This window comes from Paenibacillus sp. FSL R7-0198 (genome assembly GCF_038000415.1).
Classification (GTDB): Bacteria; Bacillota; Bacilli; order Paenibacillales; family Paenibacillaceae; genus Paenibacillus.
In genome coordinates, this window is record NZ_JBBOCB010000001.1 from 2,508,320 (window position 1) to 2,530,667 (window position 22,348).

Consider the following 22,348-nt stretch of genomic DNA (forward strand, 5'->3'; position numbering starts at 1 on the left):
GTTATCCGTTATTCCATTACAGCAGGCACTTTAAACTGCCCGTCTTCTTCTTCCGGTGCATTACGCATCACCTGTTCAATCGACAGGCTTTCTTTGGTCTCATCTTCACGCATGACATTGCTTACGTGCAGAACGTGAGTGGTAGGTTCGATGTCTTCCGTATCCAGCTCATTTAGCTTTTCTGCATATTTTAAAATCGCGTTCAGCTGACCTGTCAGGGTCTGTTCTTCTTCAGCAGTCAAGTTGAGCCGGGCCAGCTTGGCCACATGCTGAACGTCATTATTCGAAATACTCATTAGCGGATGCCTCCTTCATTCGTTCTGATTCCCGAAACGACCTGAAACGAATCGCTCGTTTAACGGGCTAAAGTCTCAAGATAACTTTTTTCATTATAGGTGAGATAGTTCGACAATTCAATGCAAATGACCTGACAGTCTTCCGGGAAGCCAAAAACGAACTTATAAAATAAAAAAGAGCCGGCATCAGCCGACTCTTAAAATTCTAAATCCATGCACGCAGATTAACCTGCTTTATAAAATCCGCCTGTGACATTACATCGTTCGCGGTTTCCTCTTCCTCTTCCACAGCTTGAAAATCTCCGTTCATCAAATGATGAAACAGCTTCTCATTGTGTGTCGCAAAGGGCGTAATCTATCAACGCTTCTCGCTCGACCCGCTCAGCTTCCTGCTTCAGCAGAACCTCTTCCAGATCGACGTCGCCGGATGGAACAAAAAAGTTCCGGTTCACCTGCGGCACTCGAAGCACGTAATCGAACGCATTGTCCGGATTCCGGTCATAAGCGATGATGAAACCATATTCCCCCACAGGAAGATTCTGCTCAAACGCATCCGCGACGATGACAACCTTCTCTCCTAATCGCAGCATCGTCTAACCTCCTGGTAGTCTATCATTAATATTTATTTGTATAGTCTACTAGAAAAGAATAACGATGTCTAGGAATACTAGAATTAAACAACATATTTGTGCAAAATCTTTTTTTCCATTTTTAAAATGATGTTATTTCTGATTTCGTGCACCTGGCTTGCGCTGTGATCGAATCACGACAAACCAGTATATAATAAGCGGCGTGGGAAATCCGGTGATTCCCCATAATCCCCATAACCAAGGGAAACGTCCACGTCTGCGTGCGTCCTGAAAAATCCATGTGCCCTGAACCAGGAGAAAAATGCCAAGCAGTATAAGCCATATTGGAGAAATTTCATCCAATGAATAATGCACTTTATTCATGATGAACCTCCTTCCGACGCCGTCCTGCCCAGATCACAACTAAAATCACGGCAACAGCTGTACCAAGAGCCTGGATACTCAAATATAGAGCTGGAGCAGATACGAACAATAATGCCCCGAACGTAATGGCAAGCAACCCTACCAACCAGAAACATATCATCTCGATCCAATTGGTTCGGCGTCTGATCTGTCTTCGTTCTCTGACTTGGGCTTCAAGTGAACCTAGTGAAGGTATGTTTTTCGGCTCAAATGCATCATCAAGTACTTTCATATGTTGCTGCAATCGCTCTACAACCTCTTGTTCTTGTGCATCATCTGATCTGCTCATCCTTGTTCCAGCTCCTTTCTTAACTGACGGAGACCGTAGGCTGTCCGAGACTTCACCGTTCCGGTGGGAACACCCAACATCTCGCCAATCTCGTCATATCCGTATCCATAATAATGCTTCAGCAGCACTGCCACACGATGTTCGGGTGTCAGCCTTGTCATCGCATCCATGACATCTGTCCATTCTTCATTCCGACTCTCAAGCTGCCAGCGAAATCGACGTACAGCCTGATCACGGATAAGACTAAGCCAGCTCTGCTCTCTCTTCCTACGTCTTGTCTTATCGATATAGATCCGGGTCGCAATGGTAATCATCCATGATGAAAAGGCAGACGTGCCATCATATCGGTGGATATTTTCCATACAACGAATCATCGTATCCTGCACCGTCTCTTCTGCGAGGTTTGCGTCCATCGTCACTTTGACAAGATACTTATACACAAACGTGTAGTGACGTTGTAGCAACGCCGCGAGTGCGCTATCGTCTCCCGATACTGCTCTGCGTACCTCTTCCAGTTCAGCTGCCTTTATCATGATCATCACCTGCTTCCCGTTCAATCTGGAGTTAATACGACAGGCTCTGCAGAAACGTTCAATGGAATCAAAAAAAAAAAAAAAAAAATCAAACCCGACAATTTCCCGGGCAATCAGACTTCATTCCGGTAATCTTGCAGCTTGTCGAACCACGGTTGGTTGCGGGCTCCGTTTCTTAATACACGGCTTGTCCATATATTCTGCTGAGACTTCATCACTCCTCCGGTCACGCCAGGGTTATGTATTAAAGTTTGCTCGGTACCGGTTTCTCTTTTCCCACTTTCCAATATGCGACGGTTTTCTTCCATAATCGGATACTCGACACGCTGTCCCAACGGAATAACTCTTGTTTTCTCCACTTTGATATTCCCCACTCTCATAATCTACTATTTTCTTAAACCCATCATTTCTAAACAATCTGTACTTGCTACTAACTTTCTATTGGTCTCAAACTGGCTTGTGACGAAGCGCATCTTGCATCTCTATGTAGCGTAAAAAAGGCTAATTCTGCGATAAAAAGGGGCTGAAAACAAAAAAAGAACGCAAACCGGGTATAGACCACAGTCTGCGTGCTTCGCGAGGTTGGGTGTTTCTTGGTAATGCTTCAGTTAGATGATGCCTTAACGCTTGTAACAACTAATTGCTATTCTAATGAAAAAGTTGTCACTTGTCCAGACTTTCTTCACATATCATGTCGGATTATCTTGCGGACACGTAAGGATTGTTCTGTTTCTCATAACCAATGGTCGTTTTGGGACCATGACCTGGATATACTTTAACCTCATCAGCAAAGGTATATAGCTTGTTCTGGATGGAATCAATCAGATCCCGTTCACGCCCTCCTGTCAGGTCCGTTCTGCCCACACCCATGCGGAACAGCACATCCCCGGCAAACAGGTCGTTATCACAAAGCAAACTTACACTGCCTGGTGAATGTCCAGGTGTATGGAACACTTTAAACGTATGACCAATCAGATTCAGCTTCTGCCCTTCGTCCATGGCATATTCAGCAGGATCTGTCGAAAGCGGTGGTGTCGCCTGCGGCCAATTCAAAGATCCATTTAATTTCGGGGTAGTGAGCCAGTCACTCTCCAAATCATGAAGATAAACGGGACATCCCTTCAATTTACGGATCTCATCTACCCCGCCCATATGATCAAAGTGAGCATGTGTGAGGAGAACGGCTTCAATCTCCAAGTCTTGGATCGCTTTAAGCAGCGGCCCTGGATTCATCCCCGGATCGATAATGACGGCTTTACCTGGATCATCTCCTTGTAAGAGATACGCATTGGTCTGAAGCGGGCCTAGTGTAAACGTGCGAATGTTAAGCATATCGGCTTAGTAACCCGAAATCAGTTCACGCAACTCACGGATAATGGCTGCATGTGACTCCGTTCCTTCCCCATAACGTTTACCAATCTCTTGACGTGCTACAGCCAAATTCTCTTGATAATCTGCTGCTTCACGATCCGGATTAAGGCGTTTGAATTCAATCATGACTTCCTGTACATGCTGCGGACGAGGTCCCCACTTACCTAACACATGACCACCTGTATCAGCGAAAATAACAACTGGCACGGAACGGCCACCCATCGTCAGAAACTCATCCATCACTTCGGGATGGTTCTCCATAATCAGAACTTCCGTTGGGATTCCTGAGATTTCAAGCGCCTGGAATACAACGGGAATATTACGTACAACATCCCCGCACCAGTCAGCAGCCAAAATTAACACACGCAGATCGTCGCGATGGTTCAGGCTCTCAAAGAACTCACGATCCTCTTCGTTCGACCAAGTAAAGCTATCATAGTTGGCCTGGAATTCACTTTGGTTCTTGGTCATACTCTCGATAAAATCCTTCGGTGGCAGACCTTTACCAAATTTGTGAGACAAGTTGGGTTTACCCATGACTAGACACTTCCTTTCTTTTTACGAGCATTCATCCATTTAATAAGTACATAAACGATCATAAGGGCGAGCGCGACAAGCAAAATAGGCATAACATATGGTGCCGCTTTCTCATCAATATGCTTCCATTGATCTCCAAGAATCATCCCTAAATATATAAACAATGCAGTCCAAGGTATAACAGCGAGTGTAGTAAGCAAGATGAATTTGCCTGTGTGCATTTTCGTGATGCCAGCCGGGATGGAGATTGCATGTCTTACCACCGGAACAAAACGCGCCGTGAAAATGACACCTGTACCATACTTGCGGAACCACTCCTCGGAATGGTCGATGTGTTTTTTCTGGATGAGTATGTATTTACCGTAGCGTTCAAGTACAGGTCTGCCGCCATAACGGCCAATCCAGTAAATAAATAACTGGGCAATCACACCGCCCACCGTACCAAAAATCATAGCACCGAAGAAGTTGATATTACCTTGTGAAACGAGAAAACCTCCATACGCCAGCACAATTTCGCTTGGGATAACTTCCACCATTAATCCAAGCATGATTCCAAAGTACCCAAGACTTTGAATCCAATCGAACAATTGGCCAACAAGGTTATGAATAAAGTCCATCTCAACCCTCTTTCTCCATCCTGATTGGCGGTGCCCCTCCGCACCATGGATGTTCGTCCCTATTTTATCACAGGGCTGTGGACGTTGCTACTTCACGAGGTTGGGATAGTGTCCCGTTCGCAGCAGTCCGCATATGGTATGGGGAGAGGAGCGTGAGAAGATGTCACACAAGTCAATACCCGGTTCTCCGCCGGTCAAACATACGCAATCTGGTCAAAACCTTCCTTCTGCCAGAGGAATTCGCCGGGCATGCAGCAAGGAATTGTACCGGACAGCCAAAAGGCTAAAAGTATATGTCTCTCCCGAACGGATGAAGCAGGCAGAAGAATATTATTACGGTAAGGTGATTGCTAATCTGCTCTGGATTGGGGAGAATCGCGACAACCGTAAAAAATTATGTGAGTGGTGGAACACGGATGTCAGTGCAGAGATCGCGGCGATGTGGGAAGTAGATGTTGAACCATTAAAAGATGCGTTTCAGCACGCATTTGGCGGTTATCGTCTGTAGATATGGAGGAATGAGGCAGGTAGCTGTGTTTTCAAACCTACTGAATGACGCAGCAAAGCTGAAGCGAATCTGAACATGTTAGGAACAGGCGCGGGCACTGTGTCCTTAACGTGTGATGTTAATGCCACCTTCACGTACGAGTAAGCGTTAGAGACAACATAAATGCGAATTTCTCCCTTCCGATGTAAAGCTTTGCTCCAGGTGGAATTCAGGGTCGTCCTATGGCTTGCGGTTGGAGCAGAGCATGGAGCCGACCTCCAGGTGGAGCATGAATATAAACTGTGAGTATGAACATAAGCTGGAATTATATTTTCATGCTCATGCTCAAGGCCATACTCAAGCTCAAGCCCAAGCCCATGAGCGGTAACGAATCTGAGGCGTCTTATTCAAGGATTTGGAGCACTCTTAGAAATCTAAGGAATCTGAGACACGTTATATCGGAATTTTTGGCTTTTTATAGAGTTTTTGTTAGGGGATTTCGGAAAATAACGTGTCTGATGTTCCTTACAATTTACAAACAGAAGCTAGAGGCGATATAAGACGTCCTGTGTTCCTTAGAAAATTGCATACCCTCTGCAAAGAGCAGCCAGCTTGGACTTCCAGACTTTTTACACGCTGACATCCATCATCATATCGCTTGGGTAAACGACAAGATCCAGCAGTGATTCAAGGGCTCCGCTTGGTCAACTCTGGAGTAAACGGAGGGTAAAAAGCCGAGGCAAGCCTGCGCAGGTTCTCTCCATAGCCTGGAGCATGTTCCTCCAATACAAAACGGCGATCATTGCGAACGTTTCCTGCTTCCACTTCCTCAGCCAACAGTTGATACCGTTCATACATCTGGACACCAGCGGCAGCAGTCTGTCGGGCTCGCTCTCTATATCCTGCCTCCCATTCCCGCCGCGCTGCCTGCTCCATCCAATACAAAGCCGCGGATTGGCCAATGCTATCATACCGATTCAATGCGATCGCTTGTTTAAAATATACTCCAGCCTGCTGTCCTTCGCCGAATTGTGCTGCCAATCGTCCCAGTTCGATGTAAATCTGAGGGTGCATCGGGGAATGGGACAGGTTGTTTAAAAGGAGTGATTCTACTTCTCGTCCTGGGAGCGTTCGCGCAAGAGATATCACGATATCCGATCGATTCGGGTTAGACCGAAGGGCAGCCATAAGATGCACCTTCTGTGCTGGAGTGCCATAAGGTTCAGACATCGCCTGACGGTACTGCACTTCTGCTACGGCATATCGGGAGGTCAGCCAGACTGTTCCACCAAGCCAGAAAAAGATGATCATCACTGTGGATATCCTTATTAGCCGAGCAGTTACTCGCTGAAAAATATGAAAGAAGGAGCGCATCGGGACAGCTGATGGGTGGGATTGGGTTGGTAAATATCGCAAGAAAAGAGATCTGGATTTAGATTTCAGTTTGAATCTCAATTTAGATCCCGATTTGGATCTGATAGGAGTGTATTCCACAGTTCCGCCGGATCGTTGGATTCCCTCTGCTTCCATCTTCAATGCGGCTGCCCAAGCACCGAGCCAGATGAAGAGCATCCAAAATAATGTAAAGCTCCAGTCAAAGTCCATCGCCCCATGCAGGCCAAAAACAAGCATGGTTGGCATGAGCTGCGGTGCAAAATAAAAGATGCTTCGCAGGGTGAGGAGAAACCACCCTGCGACAAGCACGATGCCGATCAAGCCCGTGTCCAGGGCAAGATCGAGCAAGCCGTTGTGAACCTCGCCTCCAACATAAGGCGAGGATTGAATGGCGCGAAACATGTTGCGCCATGTGTCTCCCCCGTGGCCAAGCCATGCGGCCTCGGTCCACAGCTGGAGGGCGTCTCGCCACATCTGTAGGCGGGACACCTCCGTGCCGACACCCGCCGCAAGGCGATCGGCGGTGGAGGCCACGGCCATGAGTGCGGCGGCGGCTCCCGCTAGCACGACGGCCGTCAGGGCAGCGGCGCGCGGAGCCTTGGCGGCGCCGCTGTGCCATAGGCGGCACAGCAGCAGCGTGCCGAGCAGCGCAGCTGCCCATGCCCCGGCCAGTGCCAGCAGGCCGGGCACGGGTGCAGGCGCCAGCTGGGCAGCAGCCAGCTGGCGGTACAGCCAGGCCGCGCACGCCAGTGGCGCGGCCATGGCCAGCAGCAGCGACAGGCGGGCACCGCGCCGCTGCAAAGCAAAGGCGGCGACCGCGGCGCAGCCGGTCGCCAGCCAAGCGCCGCGCGACTCGCTCAGCAGGAGCGCGGCTTGCGCGGGCATGAGCGGCAGCACTGCCGCGATGAGTCGCCCGACCGGCACAGGCCGGGCTATGACTCGTGCGGCGGCTATGAGCCGCTCCAATGCGTACATGCCAGCAATGGCACCGTACGCATTAGGGTACTGCAATAATCCGCCGAGCCTTGCTCCGGCGGAGCTGATCTCGGGGTCAGCAGTCCGCATCACCCCGAAGGGCAGCGGCAATATCCCGCACACGGCAAGGATGCCGCTTAGCACAAGCAAGCCGCCTGCCATCTGCCAACCGCAGGCTAACCAACGTGCACCATCCGTGCGCGCAGCCAGTATTGCAGTGAGCAGAGTAAACATCGCAAGCAGGCTCCATCGCAGCATCTCATCCATGCTGCCCTGTTTACTCACCGAGCCTGTCAACGCATGTACCCCAAAACATGTCATCATCCCCAGCGGCCACAATACCCGCCACATTACCGGAAATCGAAATATGTTCTCAACGATTCGTTCGATGTTCCCCTGATCCTGTACCAATGACATGGGTATTCGTTCACTCGCCTTCTGTGGACGAGTACCTACAAGGAAAAGAAATAATAGGATCAATATGCTTCCTGCTGCGATCAGAATGACAGGATACAGATCCGCCGAATAATATAGTCCCCGACTCAGACACCCTGCAAGTAGCAAGATAATTGAGAGTATGCCCAGCCCAACAGTCCCTCCCGACCCTGAATAATGTTCACTTCTCAAGATCCAAGGAAAACGACTTGACCCATCAATTTGGATAACTCCATTTGATTGATATGTATCATCTTTTTCATACATATCATCTTTCATATCATCTTTGTTGTATGTATTTTCCCTATGATATGCACTGTCTCTACTGCCTTTACTGTCTCTACCGTCCCTCTTGCCCCCATTACATAAGTCCCTGTTATCTATACATTCTGTACCATTTGCATGGTGAGACCCTTCAAACACCTGTTCCATCATTTCCTCATTCGCCGCATACCCTCGTCTATACCTTACAACTCCCTTATGCATTGTCCTATTCTTCATCCTTATCCACCCTCCTTCCTTCCACCGCTCCATATGCATAACAAAAAGACAGAAGATCCCGATAACGGGTCCTTCTGCCTGATATACATCTGACAGTTATAATGTTGATTGCTACGAAGTATGTGCATTGAATATGATTTTACATTCAGAGACCCTAATTGCAGTATGTCCCTGTATTGTCATTGGCACACTCAGCAAAGGTCGCAATTCGCGGAATCTTGAACGGTTTCTTTGCTCGAATTTGATTTCCCGTTGGCCTGCTTGCCATCGCCAGGAAGCAAATCGGCACAAGCCCGCTCTAAATATGGATCGGCATGAATGAAATCACGGAAAGCCGTATATTCATTCCACATCTCCGTCACTTCGCCCGCCTGACCGCGAACAGCACGAATCAATATGTTTTTAGGCGTATTCTCCATATCGATGAATTCAAGCAATTGTGTCTTGTATCCCATCAGATCAAGCAACTTCGCACGAATCCCATCCGTAGCCAGTGCGGAAAAACGTTCCTTGAGGATGCCATGGGACAACAACGGATTCATCACGGAAGCCTCTACTTGATCAAACAGTTCATGCTGACAGCAAGGAACAGACAGAATAACAGAAGCCCCCCAACGAACTGCCTTCTCCAAAGCAGCATCGGTAGCTGTGTCACAGGCATGAAGCGTGACAACCATATCCACTTCATTCAATTCATCGTAGTCCGCGATGTCTCCAACCAGAAACTTCAGATCGCCATAATGCAATCGATTAGCCAGATCATTACAGTGTTCAATTACATCTGCCTTCAAGTCCAACCCAATAATTTTGAGTGAACGCCGTTGTTGTACAGACAGATAATGATATAACGCAAATGTCAGATAAGACTTGCCGCAACCAAAATCAACGATGGTCAGTGGTCGTCCCTCGGGCAGATGCGGAATAACATCCTGCACCATTTCGAGGAAACGGTTGATCTGTCTGAATTTGTCATACTTACGAGCCAGCACACGACCTTCTTCGTTCATAATACCAAGTTCAACGAGGAACGATACAGGTACGCCTTCTTCCAATACATATTGCTTTTTGCGATTATGCGACAGGTCCACCGCAGTTTTGGAAGCAGATTTAGTCAGAATGGATACTTTATATTTTTTGCTGATCAAAATTTGATAGTCTGCCTCGGTCGTACAGAGCAGGCCTTGACGAAACGTCTCTTCGCATAACAAAGTCATGCGCTCAGCCGCTTCAGCCGGAGTCAAATTCTCGTGCAGCACTTTGTTGTTATAATGAAATGCAAATTGATAATGCAGCTGATTCTTCAGTGTCACCGGCTTGACTTGCACTTTGGTATACGAGACATTGTCCCGTCTGCGCAGCTGGCTCCAGGTCGCTGTAATCAGCGAATTCTGTTCAAAGATGTCTTGTATAAGCTTTCGCAATGAATCCAAGGGGTACATCTCACTTTCGGTTTGGTTTGGTCATCCGTTACCATACCACAATTCCGTTCCCTCTCCAAGTAAAGGCATGTAACAGACCTTGATCCAATCCATATTTTATGAGTTCATCTCTTGACGAATTAATTCATCTAGTCCCTCTTCAACTTCGTTCCGTGGCAGACCGCCCTGCTCCAGTTGTTCATCCGCGAGTTGGCTCAACCTTTCGTAGAACGACTGTACATCATCTCGGTAGCTCACCGGGAACTCATCACCAAGCTGGAGCAGTCTGTACCAACTGTTCTCTGCCTGGTCGTAACGTCCTTGTTGTTCACGATAGAGGGCAAGCTGTCTTTCAGTTCGAGCAGGAAGTTCATATTCTTTCGTAAGCCCCAATACACCCTCCACCCGTTCCGGTGCGTCCAATAATTTGGGATTAGCGCCATGATTCAATGCATACAGGTAAAAATGAAGTGATCTCATCAATCGAATGACAGCCTCATCCTCTGCGTCCATTCTCTCCTGATCATCGATGCCTTCCACTTTGGCCTTCTCTTGATAAATGTAAGCTTCTTCTTCAATCAGCCTCGCGGCTTGCTGCAGATTGTCTACCTCAATCATTCCGCGAAAACGGAACATTTCAATAACATCCTCTGCAGGCAATGAGTTCAGTAGAGATAAGTTCAACCCAAACTGCCTGCGCATCAGCTCATCCAGTTCAGACAATGCCTCGGTGTGTTTACGTTGCTGTTTGAGCGTGAACACTTTGCCAATTGCTTCAGTCATTTCCTCCATCATGCGGAGCAGATAATCTTTTCTGAACATGCTGTATGCCCCCTCATCATTCGACCCTATATATCCCAATCGCCCTAATATCGTTCCTTTATATTTATTTTAATTCATGCCATGACAAAAAGCCAAAAACAAGACACACGCGTCTATGCTCTGGCCATGAACACACCAAGCCCCCGCCTATCCCATAGGGATATTGCAGGGGCTCGGTTGGAATGGAACTGGTTACTCCTCCTCCACAAGAGGTTGAATCATCCAGAAACCAAACTATATTCTAATTATATCAACATAAATCACTTCATCAATTACTTCGATAATCCAGCCATAAATTGTTTAATGACCTGAATTAATTCTTCAGGAGCTTCATACATGCTCATATGACCCGCACCCGCAATCACGGCCTGTACGATATGTGGCTTGTCACTTGTAAATGTACGTTCTGGCGGGATAATAGCATCCTTCTCTCCCGCAACCAGCAATACAGGTAAAGGTGTAGCCGATAACACATCGCGGCGATCCGGGCGTTCTCGCATAGCAAGTGCAGAACCAACCGCACCTTGAGGAGCAGTCTGGTAACCAATTTCCTTCACACGTGTGACATGCTTAGATAGCGATTCCACATGTTCCGGTGCAAACAGTCCGGGAACCAGTCCATCTACAAAATTTACGATACCTTCAGTTTGAATGGTGGATACAGCGCGAAGGCGTTTCTCCTTGGCTTCTTCACTGTCCGGATAGGCCGTCGAATGAATCAGACCAAATGCATTCAAACGCTCCGGGTGACGTTGTGCAATCGAGAGCGCAATGTATCCCCCCATCGAGTGTCCCAGAAGGACCGCCTTTTCCACATTTAACTCATCCATCAACTGTAATACATCGTTGCCCATTTGTTCGATGGTATAACTTCCTACAGGTGCATCTGTTTTTCCGTGTCCACGCAGATCAGGTACGATACAGCGATAGCTGCGTGCCAGTTCAGGTACGACCTCATCCCAATACGATGAACTGCCACAGTATCCGTGGAGCAAAATGAGTGCTTCTCCCTTACCTTGTTCGGCATAACAAATCGTCGTTCCATCACACATCACTTTTTCCATATGAATCCCTCTCTCTGCGCGAATTAAATAATTCAGGTTGTATATTATTAAGCCTACATATCATGAATGAAACGTTTGTCTCCATTTCCATGCTTCAATTGCGGCGTCTGCAATCGTCCGGGACATCCCCATGACCAAGTGGAGCGAGGTCATCTGCAAAATGGAATAGGGCCTTGGTCCATTCGCATTAACCACAGCTGCTACACTGTATTGTCCAACAGGGGGTAGCTTGCCTCCGACCGATTGGGCCGGAATGAGTGGGTTATTCGAGAGATAGTATGTACCTACCGCATTTTTTGGACCCAGACATGCATCAATCGCTATGATGGCATGGTGTGCAGGAATAAGTGCCAATTTCTTTTCCAGCGTATCTGCATCACAAGGGGAAGACAGCGTGCCAATCACGTTCTCCATTCCACTCTCTTGCAGTAAACTTCCGGTCAGTGGACCCAGAGCATCCCCGGTGGAACGATCAGTACCGATGCAGACAAACGTGATTTCAGCTGGAGAATGAAGTTGAACGATGTTTTTGAAAAATAAGACCAGATTCTCTGCAGGCACACCTTTGCGGACTTCCCTTCCTTGATGGCGAACCATTTCTCGCTTATACGCTGCCAAGCTGTATTCCCTCCAGTACACTCAGGTTTCCATGAAAACCTGTTGTTGTATCCATCATTGTAACCGATGCTTGGTTTCCCCGCAAAAGCATTGGCCTGAGCACTTCCAATCATGATACAATAACAAGAGTTTCCGATACGGAAGGGATGAACTTAACGATGGATTTAACACAAGCAACAGCAGCCAATATGGAATATATGATTGAAGCGATCAAAACCAAACTTCGTATGGCAAGCGGTGCCGCCATGCAAGCTTCTTCATTCCCACTTGAGAAATATGAAGATCTGTTTGACCTGTATGAAATGATTTTGAGCAAGGAACATCTCAGTATCTCTGAAGTGGAAGCTGTCGCTTCGGAACTGGGTAATCTTCGTAAATCTTAAGCCAAAAAAGGACCTGTTTCCACATCACCGTGGGAACAGGTCCTTTTTCACATGTTTATATTTCCAGACTATCTTTTAAGGAATATATCCCATCCTTAAGGCAGGTCAACCAAAACAAATTCGGCAGGTTCACTGGCTGTGCTCGTGATTTGCAGATCACAACTTTTGCGAATTCGTGCAGCATCTCCCGGCTTCAGGTTGAAGTTACCATCCGAACAATGAATCTCCACATGCCCACTGATCAGGAAAAGATGTGTCCGTCGATCTTCGTGTTGTGGGTACATCAACTTCTTCCCGGACTCCAAATGGGACAGGTAACAGGTTACATCCTGGGAAATAGGCAATGCGCCTTCGGTTCCCTCTCCCCCTTGCCCGGATACAATCGGACATAGACGATTTAAATGCTCCTGCGGCTCTATTCTCCGATTCGTATAGGATGGTTTCAGCATACGCTCCGATGGCAAAAACCACATCTGGAGGAAACGTACCGGTTCATCCGCTGACGGATTGGTCTCAGAATGTTCCACTCCCGTACCCGCACTCATCACCTGGACCGTACCCGGTTCAAGCAATTGCTCTGTTCCCATACTATCCGTATGTTTGAGTGTACCTGATATGACATAACTGACAAGTTCAAGATCATGATGTGGATGTTTCTTAAAGCCTTCTTGCGGCATCAGCGTGTTTTCATTATGAGCCAACAGACAGCCAAAATGGGCATTGCTTGGATCATCATAATCCGCAAAGGAAAAGCTGAATTCACTGTGTATCCAACCTCGATCCGACGTGTGCCTTTCTTCCGATGTCACCACTTTAATCATGTTCATCCACCTCCAAGGGTTTAGAGCTGCCACATTACCGCGGCAGTCCGTGCGTGTATATGAATTGTATAGATGAATACCAGTTGGTATGTCATCTTTACCCGGGGTCCGGCAACTCTAATCACGCCCCTTCTTAAGGTTATACGCTATCTTCAAGTGAGTGAAGAATGAACTCACTATCTGCATGACCTACAAGGGTACCCGCATCATTTCGGATGTCCGAAGGGAATACTTCAGCCAATCGCGCAATGGTTCTCTCATTGGAGTAACCAATCTGTTTCAGGATGGATTGGGTAATAAAGGCCCACTCTTCCTCAGAACCATCAAGGACCTTGAAGGTGATCCCCAATCGTTCTTTTTTCAGCCCAAAACCGAATACCCCTTTGAATCCACCTTTCGCTACAATGTTATCATCTTCCAGCAGGACTGAATCTACACGCTCCGTGCCACCTACCATCAACGGATGTTCATTCATAGCTGATGTTATGGTCTCTACAGCTGTTCTTGTGGAAGGATCAGCGATAAGATCCGGACAGGCGAGCTTCAGATAAGCGTTCGACAATGCCGACAACGGCAAAGAAAATACCGGAAAGCCGCAGCCATCCGTCCCAAGCTCAATCTCTTTTTCCTCAATACCTGCCAGGTCGGCAAAGGTTTCAAGAATTTCACGTTGTACCGGATGATCCGGTTCAGCGTAACTGCCCAGATCAACCTGCTTCATCTGACTGTACCCCAGAATTCCCAGATGTTTTCCGGAGCAGTTGTGCAAGATGCGCCGTTTCTCTCCTTGTCCACGTAACCATTGATTACGGCTTTCTTCATTAAGCGGGTAACTTGGTGCACAGATCAGGCATTCTTCTCCCAATCCGATTTTACCGGATAGCTGCTCCAGCACTCGAATGTGTTCCGGTTCCGAACGATGCGAAGAGGACATAATGGCAATCTCCTGTGCTGAGAGGCCATAGTGACTGGCAATCCCTGCCCGAATACCTGGAATGGCTTGAAAAGGTTTGGCAGATGAACGAGTGAACGCTCTAAAATGAGGGTCACCAGCCGAGTATACGATTCGGCCATACTCATCCGTAATACTTATGTGTCCGTAATGGGCGCATTCCATAACGCCTGCACGGTATTCTTTAATTAACAAGGCACTCTCCATGCGAGTTCTCTCCTTTGTGCTCCCGATTTCATCTCTGCTTTGCGTCACGACGCCGCATGGGATATCTTAAATAGTATAGTACAAAAGCGACGTTTTTACAGTTTTTTCGACAGGCATTTCGGGTATAGCTTTATCATCTATGTTCATCTACTACAATAACTGAAGGAGAAACTCATTATGCAGCGCAAAACGTATTCATCAGCCTCATTCAGTTCAACTTCCGGCACGTTGTTACGTCCACTCCTCAACTGGGGTTTGGCTGGTCTGGCCCTTAGCGCATCGGTCGTATTCATCTTGGCTGGTCTGGGTGCCTGGTTGGGTGCTGAAGTTATTATTCGTCTGGATGATGAAATTCAACAATTATTTTATCTGAATTCAGATTCACGTCTTCATCTATTCCCTTACACTGCATTCATAACCGCACTGGGCTCATTCAAAATCTCTGCTGTGGCTGCAGGAGGTTTTGCTCTTCTTTTCTTCATTCAACGTAGCCCAAGGTTTGTTATATATGGATATGCGCTCACGGGAAGTTTTGCCATGATGTGGATTCTGAACACGTTATTGAAGGAATTTTTCAGACGAAGCAGACCTGAACTGGATCATCTGCTGGTCGTTCACGGGTACAGCTTTCCCAGCGGACATGCCATGATCTCCATGGGCTTCTACGGCATGCTCTTTGTAATCTGGGCCATGGAACGACAGCGACATAATTCTTCCGGTGTGTGGCTTCCTGTTCTATGTGGCATTAGTTTTATTTTCTTGATTGGCCTCAGCCGGATCATGTTAGGCGTTCATTATCCTACGGATGTATTTACTGGGTTTACTGCTGGATTGGCATGGATCTTCTGCATGGTTAAAGGCATTAAACAAAGCCGCTAAAGAATGAATTCCTCTGATTTCCAGTTCATTCATCCTCATCTTTATTGTTTCACAGGGTTGCACGGGGTTTATATACGAAGTAAGCAAACGCGAACAGACAACATCCTACATCAAGTTTAAAGGAGGCGGTTGTTATGTGGGGCATCATTATCAGCATTGTGATGGCTGTCATCATCGGTTTGATCGGAGATGCACTTGCCGGTCACAACATGCCTGGAGGCATAATCGGTGCAATGATTGCCGGATTTGCCGGAGCCTGGCTGGGAGCACTTTTGCTTGGTAACTGGGGACCAGTTATCGGTAACTTTGCCATCATCCCTGCTATCATTGGTACAGCGCTCTTTGTTTTCTTGCTGGGGCTTGTGTCCAGACTGCTAAGACAGGCTGCCTGATTCGGGCAACAAGGTGTTCGTTGTTTCGTATTTGTTTCTTAATTTGAAGAAGGAGTGATTAGACATGAATAAAGCAGAAGAGCAATATCCTGTACAGACGGGTTCGACTTTCGCAAAAGGTATTTTCATCGGGGGTTTGCTGGGAGCTGCAGCAGCACTACTCTTTGCGCCTAAACCGGGACGTGAATTGCGTGGTGACCTTTCGGAGAAAGTGGGCATCGTTACTGACCGCACCAAAGAAGTGGCAACTGTTGTAGGTGACAAAGCCTCTGAACTGGCTAAAACGGTCTCTTCCAAAACTTCAGACATTGCAAAAACGGTAAATCAAGGCCGCAATGATGTAATGGACTCTGTGAGAAAAGCGTCCGCTGATGTGGCTAACGAAGCATCCCGTGCATCTGATGAAGTGGCTGCCGCTTCCGTTGAAGCGAAGGAAGATGCACGCAAAGAACTTAACTCGACTAGCCTGTAAGGCTATACAGATCGAGTGACCAATAGCCAGCTGCACTCCAGCTGGCTATTTTTTATCCAATGCGAGTTGAGGAGGACGAATAACATGAGTAAAGTTACAATTAACGGTAATACTCCAATTACGGGAGGAACACCGGCACAGCAGTATGATACAAGCGAGCATCCATTTGAATTGCGTCATGAGGTAAAGCGATTGAACACCCGTCTGGACCAGATTGCAGACAGTCTGGAGAGAGCACAGATCAAGGATATTATTGAGAATTACAGCAGTCCCAAAAAGCGGATTATTACCAATTTCACAGCGGGCATGGCACGAGGACTCGGTCTGACTGTGGGTACCTTTGTTGTTCTCGGTTTGCTGGCATTCATTCTCAGCCAATTCGTGAATATGCCGATTGTGGGCCAATATATCGCTGACTTGCTTGGTTATATTGAAGATTACAAAAACTAAGAAACAAAGAAACTAAGAGGACTAACCAACAGTAGGCTTACCCTTACGTTTTTCCGCTGCTCCTTTTTTCTCTGTCTCTTCAGCTGAAGGCTGTGAGGATTTCACTTTGAGCAGATCTCCTGTCCAGCCTTTCATCATCAGCCATACATACATGCTGATCATGCTTAAGATAATAACAACAAGGACCAGTACAACTCCCCATGATTTATCAATAAAGGGCAGGTTCTCAAAGTTCATCCCCCATATCGCGCCAGCTGCTGTAGCGGGTATGAACACAGCGGTAACAATGGTCAGTGTTTTCATGATCTCATTGCCACGTACACCGGAGATTGCATTATCAATGGAGATTAATGTATCGATCTCTTTCTCGTAGTGACTAAACAATCGTTCCATTCGCTCTACTCGATGTTGGAGCTGTTGGAAGTATCGATTCTCATTTATTTCATCAAGGTAAGCCTCATGTGAAGCGGCCATCAGTTCCGAATAAGGGATGAACAGGTTACTCCAATACAATAATTCAAATCGAGCAGCGAGAATCTGGTCCATCAAGGTGCGAGCATTGCGGGATTCCATCTTCCGTTCCAGATCACGCAGGTTCATCTCAAAATGATCCATTCCCACATGGTAGTAATGCAGTATAGCTCGAAAAAGTACAAACATTCCGTCCCTGGCCTCACTACATTGCTGTAACATATACGCTCGTTCATCCGTCTTCATAATCCCTCGGGTATTGTCATCCATATTTAAAGTAACCAGGTTATTGCGATCGACATAAAAAAACATCTGATTATCTTGGCGTTGGTCATCTCTCTCATTCTTGATCGCATACAACAATGAACCAAATATAATTGGTTCTGTACCATTCACAAAACGCACGGACAGATAATTCGATTCAACTTCCAGAATTTTATGAAGCCAATACTGCATATCCGGAAATGCCTCTGTCAGCTCCTTCACAGCATCCTTCATGCTATCGGTGTCAGGTGCAACCCAATCCCACCATTGCCAATGGTCCGAGCAATTTAACTTGTCACGGCGGGGTTCCAACTTGATTTGGTTCACAATCACTTTATCCACTCCTGCACTTATGTTCGTTCATTGCATACCCATCTTTTTTTTGATCCCAAAAAGGACACGTATGCATTTCAGTGCAATGACGTGTCCTTCTTTATGCCGTACTCAACAACATTAGGGTTCCATTTTTCATAACATTGAAGCATTCGACATGATCTGTTTCAATTTCTCTGTAGCACGTTTCTGAATCCGAGATACACTCATCTGTGAAACACCAAGCTTCTGGGCAATTGCCCGCTGAGATTGGCCATCCTGGAATGCTAGAATAAGTACCTGTTGTTCTTGTTCCTTCAATTGTCCCAATGCCTGTTGCAAGTCCATCCGTTTTTCGACCGAATCATAGTCGTTAACATCTGCACTGATCAGTTCACCCAAAGTAGCTGCACTGTCATCCTGAGATAAAGGAGAATCCAGTGATACATAGTGATAACATTCCCGACCAGCCAGAACTTCAATCGTTTCTTCTGCAGTCAAATCAAGGTATTCAGCGATTTCATTCACACCGGGTGAGCGCTCCAATTTCACGGTTAACTCATCAATGGCATGTTGCACAAGTGCTCCCTTTTCCTTAATCCTCCGGGGCACCTGAATATACCAGGATTTGTCTCGCAAGTAATTCTTCATATGACCAATCATGCTCTTCATGGCATAAGGTTCAAACGGAATACCCAGGTTGATATCGTATTGCTTAAGCAAACGAATCAAGGCCATCTGCCCGGTCTGATACAAATCTTCGTATAGATCGGGGCGATTCCGAGCGATTTTACCTGCTGCCATCTTGACCATCGGTTCATATTTACGGATGAGAACTGTTGCAATTTCATTATCTTGGGTCTGCTGGTATTCCCAGATCAAACCTATAGCTTCAGACATGGACTCTGGGGGAGTCACTTTTTCATTCATACTTTCTCCTCACTTCTTGCAAGACGTTTTACGAGTACTACTTTCGTACCTTTGCCCGTCTCACTTTCCACACTGACATCGTCCATCAAGGCTTGCATCAGGTAGAACCCAAGTCCGCCAATCTGTGCTTCTGTCAGTTCTTTGTCGTGAAGACCAGCGCGTGACACAGCAGGGTTCATGTTCTCGAAGCTGGCACCTTCGTCCTTGACAGTAATGGACAATGTTTCGCCATCCACTTCGAATACAACTTCAACCATGCCGCCTTCGTGTGAGTAGGCATACAGTACAGAGTTGTTACAGGCCTCGGATACAGCAACTTTCATATCCTCAATGTCTTCATAAGAAAATCCCATTTTGGATGCAACTCCATAGAGATTAAGTCTTACAATATCAACGTAATCAGCTGTCGCCGGTAAATTAAGGGTGACTCTTTGAACTTCTGCATTCATTCCTTTTTCGATCCTTTCCTATTGGGAATTCTTCTGTGTGACAAAGAATTTGGCGATGCCCGTCATGTCAAAAAGTTTCTGAATCTGCGCAGGAACTTCCTGTACTTCAAAGCGAGCTTCCATTCCATGTCTTGCCTTCAGAACAGATAACAGGATACCAATCCCTGTACTATCGATGTACTTCAATTCTTTCATGTTGATTACAAGATCCTGTTCCTTGTTATCCACGAGCGGCTCCATCACCAAGCGGAAGTCAGGAGCAACCGACAAATCCAGTTCGCCAGTCAGATACACCGTGCATACGCCGTCCTGAGTTTCAGTTCTTGCATTGAATTTTTCACTTTTATTTGTATTCATTAGACATCTCTCTCCTGATCAATGGTTTCCTTACCTAATAACCCAACTTCAGCACGAGTGAAACAAAAAGAAGTTTGGCAAAAGTTTCAATTGGCCTGATTCATGGCTGAAGGGCCTGGGTCTAACATTTGTCGTTGTTTCTGAAACTGGGCTATTTTCTGTTTTACATTGCCCATTTTCACCGGTTTACTAATATAATCATCCATACCGGCAGCAATACAGCGCTGCTGAATACCTTCCATCACGTTAGCAGTCATGGCTATAATGATTGGCTGATCAGACTGGGACAGACTCTCTCGAATCCGCCGTGTACATTCCAAACCGTCCATAACAGGCATCTGCAGATCCATAAACACATAGTCATAGGGATAACGGCTGCCGTTTACCATATCGAGTGCGCTCTGCCCATCTTCAGCAATGTCAGAGAGCAACCCAAGCTTACCGAGCATAATCGCCATCAACTTCTGGTTAATAGGATGATCATCCACTATTAATACCGTAGGATATTTATTCTCATTTTTCACATCCGTTGGCTTCTCTTCCCCGTTCCTCTGGACCAGTTCAGTTTCTACATAACGTTTCGCCTGAATTGTAAATACAAACGTCGCTCCCCGTTGCTCTGTTGTATCCAGATAGATCTGTCCACCCATCATTTCAACCAGAGTCTTGCATATTGCCAGTCCTAAGCCAGTTCCACCGTATTTACGTGTCATGGATGTATCCAGCTGGGAAAACGGCTGGAACAGGCGATCAACTTTGTCTGAAGCGATACCTATCCCGGTATCTTTAACAGCAAACTCCAATGCTATTTGTCCGTCTTTTTCTTCATTCACTGACACGATCAGATATACTCCACCCTGGTCAGTAAATTTGATTGCATTGGCAATAAGATTCAAGAGAACCTGACGTAGCCTTGCCATATCTCCATAGATTAATTCAGGTACAGAATCTTCCAGAAAATAATCCAGTTCCAGATTCTTTTTGCCTGCTTCTGCAGCAAACAATCCCAACACTTCCCGAATACAGGAGACAAGTTCAAAAGGATGCTCTTCAAGTTCCATTTTGCCGGATTCCATCTTGGTAAAATCAAGAATGTCGTTGATAACCGTAACGAGTGCATCTGCACTGCGACGAACAATGTCTGCATATTCCTTCTGATCTTCCCTCAGTTCCGTCTCCATCAGCAGATCAACCATGCCGATAACTCCGTTCATCGGTGTACGAATCTCATGGCTCATCATTGCCAGGAACTCGGTCTTTGCATTGGCTGCAATTTCTGCTTCTTCTTTAGCCTGAATGAGTTGTTGATTCATCTTCTCCAGTTCCTGTGTCTTCTGGTGAAGAAGCATGGTCTGTGTCTTCAAACGTTTATTGGTGATAAACATCTCCACAAAGCCCTCGATTTTGGATTTCAAAATCTGAGGAATAAATGGCTTAACCATGTAATCAATGGCCCCGGCTGAATATCCGGCAAACAAGTGCTCCGCTTCTCTGCTATTCGCAGAGATGAATATAATCGGCACATCCTTGGACTTGTCCCGTGCCTTAATTAACTTTGCTGTCTCAATTCCGTCCATTCCAGGCATCTGCACATCGAGAACGATAACCGCAAATTCGTCTTTTAGCAGACAGCGGAGTGCCTCTTCTCCGGAAGTTGCCTTAACGAGTTTATATTGTTCCGATTCCAGAACTGCTTCAAGAGCAAGCAAGTTCTCAGGGCGGTCATCTACCAATAATATGTGGATTGGTTCATTGAGCCCCATGGCTAACCCTAACCCCCTATTTGATCTTCCGGTATATTTTTTCGGTCCGGTCTAACGGCTCATAGGTATCACTGAACTCTGTAAAATGTATCGATTCTTTCGACCCCAGAACCAGAATACCAAAGTGGCTCAAGCTCTCATGAAACAGCCCATGCACATGGTTCCGCAGTTCATCATTAAAATAAATCATGACATTACGGCAAAAGATAACATTAAACTCGTTAAATGACCGGTCTGTTGCCAGGTTGTGCTCGGCGAAAATGATGTTCTTCCTTAGAAAAGGATGAAATATCACCGAATTGTATTTCGCTGTATAGTACTCGGAGAAGGCTCTGGTACCCCCTGCCTCCAAATAATTTGTAGTAAATAGTTTCATTTTCTCAATACCGTATACGCCTTCTTTGGCCTGTTGCAAAGAGCGATCATTCATATCCGTTGCGTAGATTCTTGCCTTGTCATACAGTCCTTCCTCATGCAACATGATTGCCATGGAATAAACTTCCTCTCCCGTAGAGCATCCCGCATGCCATATTCGGATATACGGGTAGGTTCTCAGGATAGGAATAATTTGTTCCCGAAACATTCGGAAAAGCGAAGGATCTCGAAACATTTCCGTTACAGGGATGGATAAGTTCTGTACAAAACGGTCAAACGCGGAACGGTCATGAAGAACACGTTCCTGCAAACCGGATATGCTTTTAACACCTTCAGCATGTGCATGATGCCAGATTCTTCGTTTCAGGGATGGCAGTGCATAGTTTCTAAAATCATATCCATATAAACGGTGCATGCCTTCCAACAGCAACTCAATCTCGATCAGCTCGCGTTCTTCATCTTGCGGCATACGGACCAAATCTGCCCCCGTCTCGGTAGGTTCCCACGGTGTCATAAGTTCT

Annotated in this window: 27 protein-coding genes and 1 pseudogene; 6 read left to right on the forward strand and 22 right to left on the reverse strand. The window is 46.6% G+C overall.

What is annotated here, in order from left to right; genetic code table 11:
- Window positions 1–8: 8 nt before the first annotated feature.
- From gatC to MKY87_RS10930, 9 genes and pseudogenes are all read right to left on the reverse strand, one after another.
- The gene (gene gatC, locus MKY87_RS10890; RefSeq protein WP_036607033.1) at window positions 9–296 is read right to left on the reverse strand and encodes an Asp-tRNA(Asn)/Glu-tRNA(Gln) amidotransferase subunit GatC; all 288 of its coding nucleotides are present in this window, start codon (window positions 294–296) and stop codon (window positions 9–11) included.
- Between the two features lie 205 nt (window positions 297–501).
- Window positions 502–886, reverse strand: a pseudogene (locus MKY87_RS10895) (ATPase).
- Window positions 887–1,018: 132 nt separating this feature from the next.
- Window positions 1,019–1,249: a sigmaY antisigma factor component gene (locus MKY87_RS10900; RefSeq protein WP_340964402.1), complete on the reverse strand. Its 231-nt coding sequence runs from the start codon at window positions 1,247–1,249 to the stop codon at window positions 1,019–1,021.
- The gene (locus MKY87_RS10905) at window positions 1,242–1,577 is read right to left on the reverse strand and encodes a YxlC family protein (protein WP_340964403.1); all 336 of its coding nucleotides are present in this window, start codon (window positions 1,575–1,577) and stop codon (window positions 1,242–1,244) included. Before MKY87_RS10905 ends, MKY87_RS10900 begins: the two co-directional genes overlap by 8 nt.
- Window positions 1,574–2,110: an RNA polymerase sigma factor SigY gene (gene sigY / locus MKY87_RS10910; RefSeq protein WP_340964406.1), complete on the reverse strand. Its 537-nt coding sequence runs from the start codon at window positions 2,108–2,110 to the stop codon at window positions 1,574–1,576. The genes MKY87_RS10905 and sigY overlap by 4 nt, the downstream gene beginning before the upstream one ends.
- A 113-nt stretch (window positions 2,111–2,223) precedes the next feature.
- Window positions 2,224–2,490 (reverse strand): hypothetical protein, encoded by a 267-nt coding sequence (locus MKY87_RS10915; RefSeq protein WP_340964409.1) that lies wholly within the window; start codon window positions 2,488–2,490, stop codon window positions 2,224–2,226.
- Window positions 2,491–2,809: 319 nt separating this feature from the next.
- Window positions 2,810–3,442, reverse strand: coding sequence for an MBL fold metallo-hydrolase (locus MKY87_RS10920; RefSeq protein ID WP_340964411.1), 633 nt, complete (start codon window positions 3,440–3,442; stop codon window positions 2,810–2,812).
- A 6-nt stretch (window positions 3,443–3,448) separates the two neighbouring features.
- Window positions 3,449–4,018 carry a thioredoxin family protein gene (locus tag MKY87_RS10925; RefSeq protein ID WP_340964414.1) on the reverse strand — a complete coding sequence of 190 codons (570 nt, stop codon included), beginning with the start codon at window positions 4,016–4,018 and terminating at the stop codon, window positions 3,449–3,451.
- A gap of 2 nt (window positions 4,019–4,020) precedes the next feature.
- Complete coding sequence (locus MKY87_RS10930) at window positions 4,021–4,635, reverse strand: DedA family protein (protein WP_339788914.1); 615 nt, start codon at window positions 4,633–4,635, stop codon at window positions 4,021–4,023.
- Between the two features lie 160 nt (window positions 4,636–4,795).
- On the opposite strand from MKY87_RS10930, the gene MKY87_RS10935 reads away from it, so the two are divergent.
- Window positions 4,796–5,143, forward strand: coding sequence for a dehydrogenase (locus tag MKY87_RS10935; RefSeq protein ID WP_091019351.1), 348 nt, complete (start codon window positions 4,796–4,798; stop codon window positions 5,141–5,143).
- A 666-nt stretch (window positions 5,144–5,809) separates the two neighbouring features.
- Here the strand turns inward: MKY87_RS10935 and MKY87_RS10940 are convergent.
- From MKY87_RS10940 to yyaC, 5 genes are all read right to left on the reverse strand, one after another.
- Window positions 5,810–8,428 (reverse strand): O-antigen ligase family protein, encoded by a 2,619-nt coding sequence (locus tag MKY87_RS10940; protein WP_340964417.1) that lies wholly within the window; start codon window positions 8,426–8,428, stop codon window positions 5,810–5,812.
- Window positions 8,429–8,619: 191 nt separating this feature from the next.
- Window positions 8,620–9,867: a class I SAM-dependent methyltransferase gene (locus tag MKY87_RS10945; protein WP_340964419.1), complete on the reverse strand. Its 1,248-nt coding sequence runs from the start codon at window positions 9,865–9,867 to the stop codon at window positions 8,620–8,622.
- A gap of 96 nt (window positions 9,868–9,963) precedes the next feature.
- Entirely contained in the window at window positions 9,964–10,668 is a 705-nt protein-coding gene (locus tag MKY87_RS10950) for a DUF6483 family protein (RefSeq protein ID WP_340964420.1), read from the reverse strand.
- A 272-nt stretch (window positions 10,669–10,940) separates the two neighbouring features.
- Window positions 10,941–11,732 carry an alpha/beta fold hydrolase gene (locus MKY87_RS10955; protein ID WP_340964423.1) on the reverse strand — a complete coding sequence of 264 codons (792 nt, stop codon included), beginning with the start codon at window positions 11,730–11,732 and terminating at the stop codon, window positions 10,941–10,943.
- 60 nt (window positions 11,733–11,792) lie between these two features.
- Window positions 11,793–12,350 carry a spore protease YyaC gene (gene yyaC / locus MKY87_RS10960; RefSeq protein ID WP_340912833.1) on the reverse strand — a complete coding sequence of 186 codons (558 nt, stop codon included), beginning with the start codon at window positions 12,348–12,350 and terminating at the stop codon, window positions 11,793–11,795.
- Between the two features lie 158 nt (window positions 12,351–12,508).
- Here yyaC and MKY87_RS10965 point away from each other — a divergent pair, with 158 nt between their 5' ends.
- Entirely contained in the window at window positions 12,509–12,733 is a 225-nt protein-coding gene (locus MKY87_RS10965; RefSeq protein ID WP_017692283.1) for a DUF1128 domain-containing protein, read from the forward strand.
- Between the two features lie 95 nt (window positions 12,734–12,828).
- On the opposite strand, the gene MKY87_RS10970 is transcribed toward MKY87_RS10965, so the two are convergent.
- Both MKY87_RS10970 and MKY87_RS10975 read right to left on the reverse strand, forming a co-directional pair.
- The gene (locus tag MKY87_RS10970) at window positions 12,829–13,554 is read right to left on the reverse strand and encodes a pirin family protein (RefSeq protein WP_340964425.1); all 726 of its coding nucleotides are present in this window, start codon (window positions 13,552–13,554) and stop codon (window positions 12,829–12,831) included.
- 139 nt (window positions 13,555–13,693) lie between these two features.
- Entirely contained in the window at window positions 13,694–14,713 is a 1,020-nt protein-coding gene (locus tag MKY87_RS10975; protein WP_091038570.1) for an asparaginase, read from the reverse strand.
- A 177-nt stretch (window positions 14,714–14,890) separates the two neighbouring features.
- Here MKY87_RS10975 and MKY87_RS10980 point away from each other — a divergent pair, with 177 nt between their 5' ends.
- The 4 genes from MKY87_RS10980 (at window position 14,891) to MKY87_RS10995 (ending at window position 16,906) form a co-directional block, all read left to right on the forward strand.
- Window positions 14,891–15,592 carry a phosphatase PAP2 family protein gene (locus tag MKY87_RS10980; RefSeq protein WP_340964429.1) on the forward strand — a complete coding sequence of 234 codons (702 nt, stop codon included), beginning with the start codon at window positions 14,891–14,893 and terminating at the stop codon, window positions 15,590–15,592.
- Between the two features lie 134 nt (window positions 15,593–15,726).
- Window positions 15,727–15,984 (forward strand): GlsB/YeaQ/YmgE family stress response membrane protein, encoded by a 258-nt coding sequence (locus MKY87_RS10985; RefSeq protein ID WP_017692278.1) that lies wholly within the window; start codon window positions 15,727–15,729, stop codon window positions 15,982–15,984.
- A 64-nt stretch (window positions 15,985–16,048) separates the two neighbouring features.
- Complete coding sequence (locus tag MKY87_RS10990) at window positions 16,049–16,456, forward strand: YtxH domain-containing protein (protein ID WP_036606997.1); 408 nt, start codon at window positions 16,049–16,051, stop codon at window positions 16,454–16,456.
- 84 nt (window positions 16,457–16,540) lie between these two features.
- Entirely contained in the window at window positions 16,541–16,906 is a 366-nt protein-coding gene (locus MKY87_RS10995) for a DUF5665 domain-containing protein (protein ID WP_017692276.1), read from the forward strand.
- Between the two features lie 21 nt (window positions 16,907–16,927).
- Here MKY87_RS10995 and MKY87_RS11000 read toward each other — a convergent pair whose 3' ends face one another.
- The 6 genes from MKY87_RS11000 to MKY87_RS11025 all read right to left on the reverse strand — a co-directional run bounded on the left by MKY87_RS11000 (window position 16,928) and on the right by MKY87_RS11025 (window position 22,341).
- Window positions 16,928–17,971, reverse strand: coding sequence for a magnesium transporter CorA family protein (locus MKY87_RS11000; protein WP_445669453.1), 1,044 nt, complete (start codon window positions 17,969–17,971; stop codon window positions 16,928–16,930).
- A 138-nt stretch (window positions 17,972–18,109) separates the two neighbouring features.
- Window positions 18,110–18,883: a sigma-70 family RNA polymerase sigma factor gene (locus MKY87_RS11005; protein ID WP_047841571.1), complete on the reverse strand. Its 774-nt coding sequence runs from the start codon at window positions 18,881–18,883 to the stop codon at window positions 18,110–18,112.
- Window positions 18,880–19,332, reverse strand: coding sequence for an anti-sigma B factor RsbW (gene rsbW / locus MKY87_RS11010; protein ID WP_062836469.1), 453 nt, complete (start codon window positions 19,330–19,332; stop codon window positions 18,880–18,882). Before rsbW ends, MKY87_RS11005 begins: the two co-directional genes overlap by 4 nt.
- A gap of 18 nt (window positions 19,333–19,350) precedes the next feature.
- On the reverse strand, window positions 19,351–19,689 hold the full coding sequence (locus MKY87_RS11015; RefSeq protein ID WP_340912822.1) for an STAS domain-containing protein: 339 nt from the start codon (window positions 19,687–19,689) through the stop codon (window positions 19,351–19,353).
- A gap of 86 nt (window positions 19,690–19,775) precedes the next feature.
- A complete protein-coding gene (locus MKY87_RS11020) occupies window positions 19,776–21,452 on the reverse strand; it encodes a response regulator (RefSeq protein ID WP_338588544.1) in 1,677 nt (558 codons plus the stop codon).
- 16 nt (window positions 21,453–21,468) lie between these two features.
- Window positions 21,469–22,341: a CheR family methyltransferase gene (locus tag MKY87_RS11025; RefSeq protein ID WP_074096446.1), complete on the reverse strand. Its 873-nt coding sequence runs from the start codon at window positions 22,339–22,341 to the stop codon at window positions 21,469–21,471.
- Between the last annotated feature and the right edge of the window lie 7 nt (window positions 22,342–22,348).

Bases quoted from the DNA above. Each gene is read 5' to 3' on its own strand.
- sigY (WP_340964406.1), bottom strand. From the start codon at position 2,110: ATGATAAAGGCAGCTGAACTGGAAGAGGTACGCAGAGCAGTATCGGGA.
- MKY87_RS10950 (WP_340964420.1), bottom strand. From the start codon at position 10,668: ATGTTCAGAAAAGATTATCTGCTCCGCATGATGGAGGAAATGACTGAA.
- MKY87_RS10930 (WP_339788914.1), bottom strand. From the start codon at position 4,635: ATGGACTTTATTCATAACCTTGTTGGCCAATTGTTCGATTGGATTCAA.
- MKY87_RS11005 (WP_047841571.1), bottom strand. From the start codon at position 18,883: ATGAATGAAAAAGTGACTCCCCCAGAGTCCATGTCTGAAGCTATAGGT.
- MKY87_RS10915 (WP_340964409.1), bottom strand. From the start codon at position 2,490: ATGAGAGTGGGGAATATCAAAGTGGAGAAAACAAGAGTTATTCCGTTG.
- MKY87_RS10975 (WP_091038570.1), bottom strand. From the start codon at position 14,713: ATGGAGAGTGCCTTGTTAATTAAAGAATACCGTGCAGGCGTTATGGAA.
- MKY87_RS10900 (WP_340964402.1), bottom strand. From the start codon at position 1,249: ATGAATAAAGTGCATTATTCATTGGATGAAATTTCTCCAATATGGCTT.
- MKY87_RS10955 (WP_340964423.1), bottom strand. From the start codon at position 11,732: ATGGAAAAAGTGATGTGTGATGGAACGACGATTTGTTATGCCGAACAA.
- MKY87_RS10980 (WP_340964429.1), top strand. From the start codon at position 14,891: ATGCAGCGCAAAACGTATTCATCAGCCTCATTCAGTTCAACTTCCGGC.
- MKY87_RS11015 (WP_340912822.1), bottom strand. From the start codon at position 19,689: ATGAATACAAATAAAAGTGAAAAATTCAATGCAAGAACTGAAACTCAG.
- gatC (WP_036607033.1), bottom strand. From the start codon at position 296: ATGAGTATTTCGAATAATGACGTTCAGCATGTGGCCAAGCTGGCCCGG.
- MKY87_RS10905 (WP_340964403.1), bottom strand. From the start codon at position 1,577: ATGAGCAGATCAGATGATGCACAAGAACAAGAGGTTGTAGAGCGATTG.
- MKY87_RS10970 (WP_340964425.1), bottom strand. From the start codon at position 13,554: ATGATTAAAGTGGTGACATCGGAAGAAAGGCACACGTCGGATCGAGGT.
- MKY87_RS10935 (WP_091019351.1), top strand. From the start codon at position 4,796: ATGTCACACAAGTCAATACCCGGTTCTCCGCCGGTCAAACATACGCAA.
- MKY87_RS10995 (WP_017692276.1), top strand. From the start codon at position 16,541: ATGAGTAAAGTTACAATTAACGGTAATACTCCAATTACGGGAGGAACA.
- MKY87_RS10925 (WP_340964414.1), bottom strand. From the start codon at position 4,018: ATGGGTAAACCCAACTTGTCTCACAAATTTGGTAAAGGTCTGCCACCG.
- MKY87_RS10940 (WP_340964417.1), bottom strand. From the start codon at position 8,428: ATGAAGAATAGGACAATGCATAAGGGAGTTGTAAGGTATAGACGAGGG.
- MKY87_RS10990 (WP_036606997.1), top strand. From the start codon at position 16,049: ATGAATAAAGCAGAAGAGCAATATCCTGTACAGACGGGTTCGACTTTC.
- MKY87_RS10985 (WP_017692278.1), top strand. From the start codon at position 15,727: ATGTGGGGCATCATTATCAGCATTGTGATGGCTGTCATCATCGGTTTG.
- rsbW (WP_062836469.1), bottom strand. From the start codon at position 19,332: ATGAATGCAGAAGTTCAAAGAGTCACCCTTAATTTACCGGCGACAGCT.
- MKY87_RS10965 (WP_017692283.1), top strand. From the start codon at position 12,509: ATGGATTTAACACAAGCAACAGCAGCCAATATGGAATATATGATTGAA.
- MKY87_RS10945 (WP_340964419.1), bottom strand. From the start codon at position 9,867: ATGTACCCCTTGGATTCATTGCGAAAGCTTATACAAGACATCTTTGAA.
- MKY87_RS11020 (WP_338588544.1), bottom strand. From the start codon at position 21,452: ATGGGGCTCAATGAACCAATCCACATATTATTGGTAGATGACCGCCCT.
- MKY87_RS11025 (WP_074096446.1), bottom strand. From the start codon at position 22,341: ATGACACCGTGGGAACCTACCGAGACGGGGGCAGATTTGGTCCGTATG.
- MKY87_RS10920 (WP_340964411.1), bottom strand. From the start codon at position 3,442: ATGCTTAACATTCGCACGTTTACACTAGGCCCGCTTCAGACCAATGCG.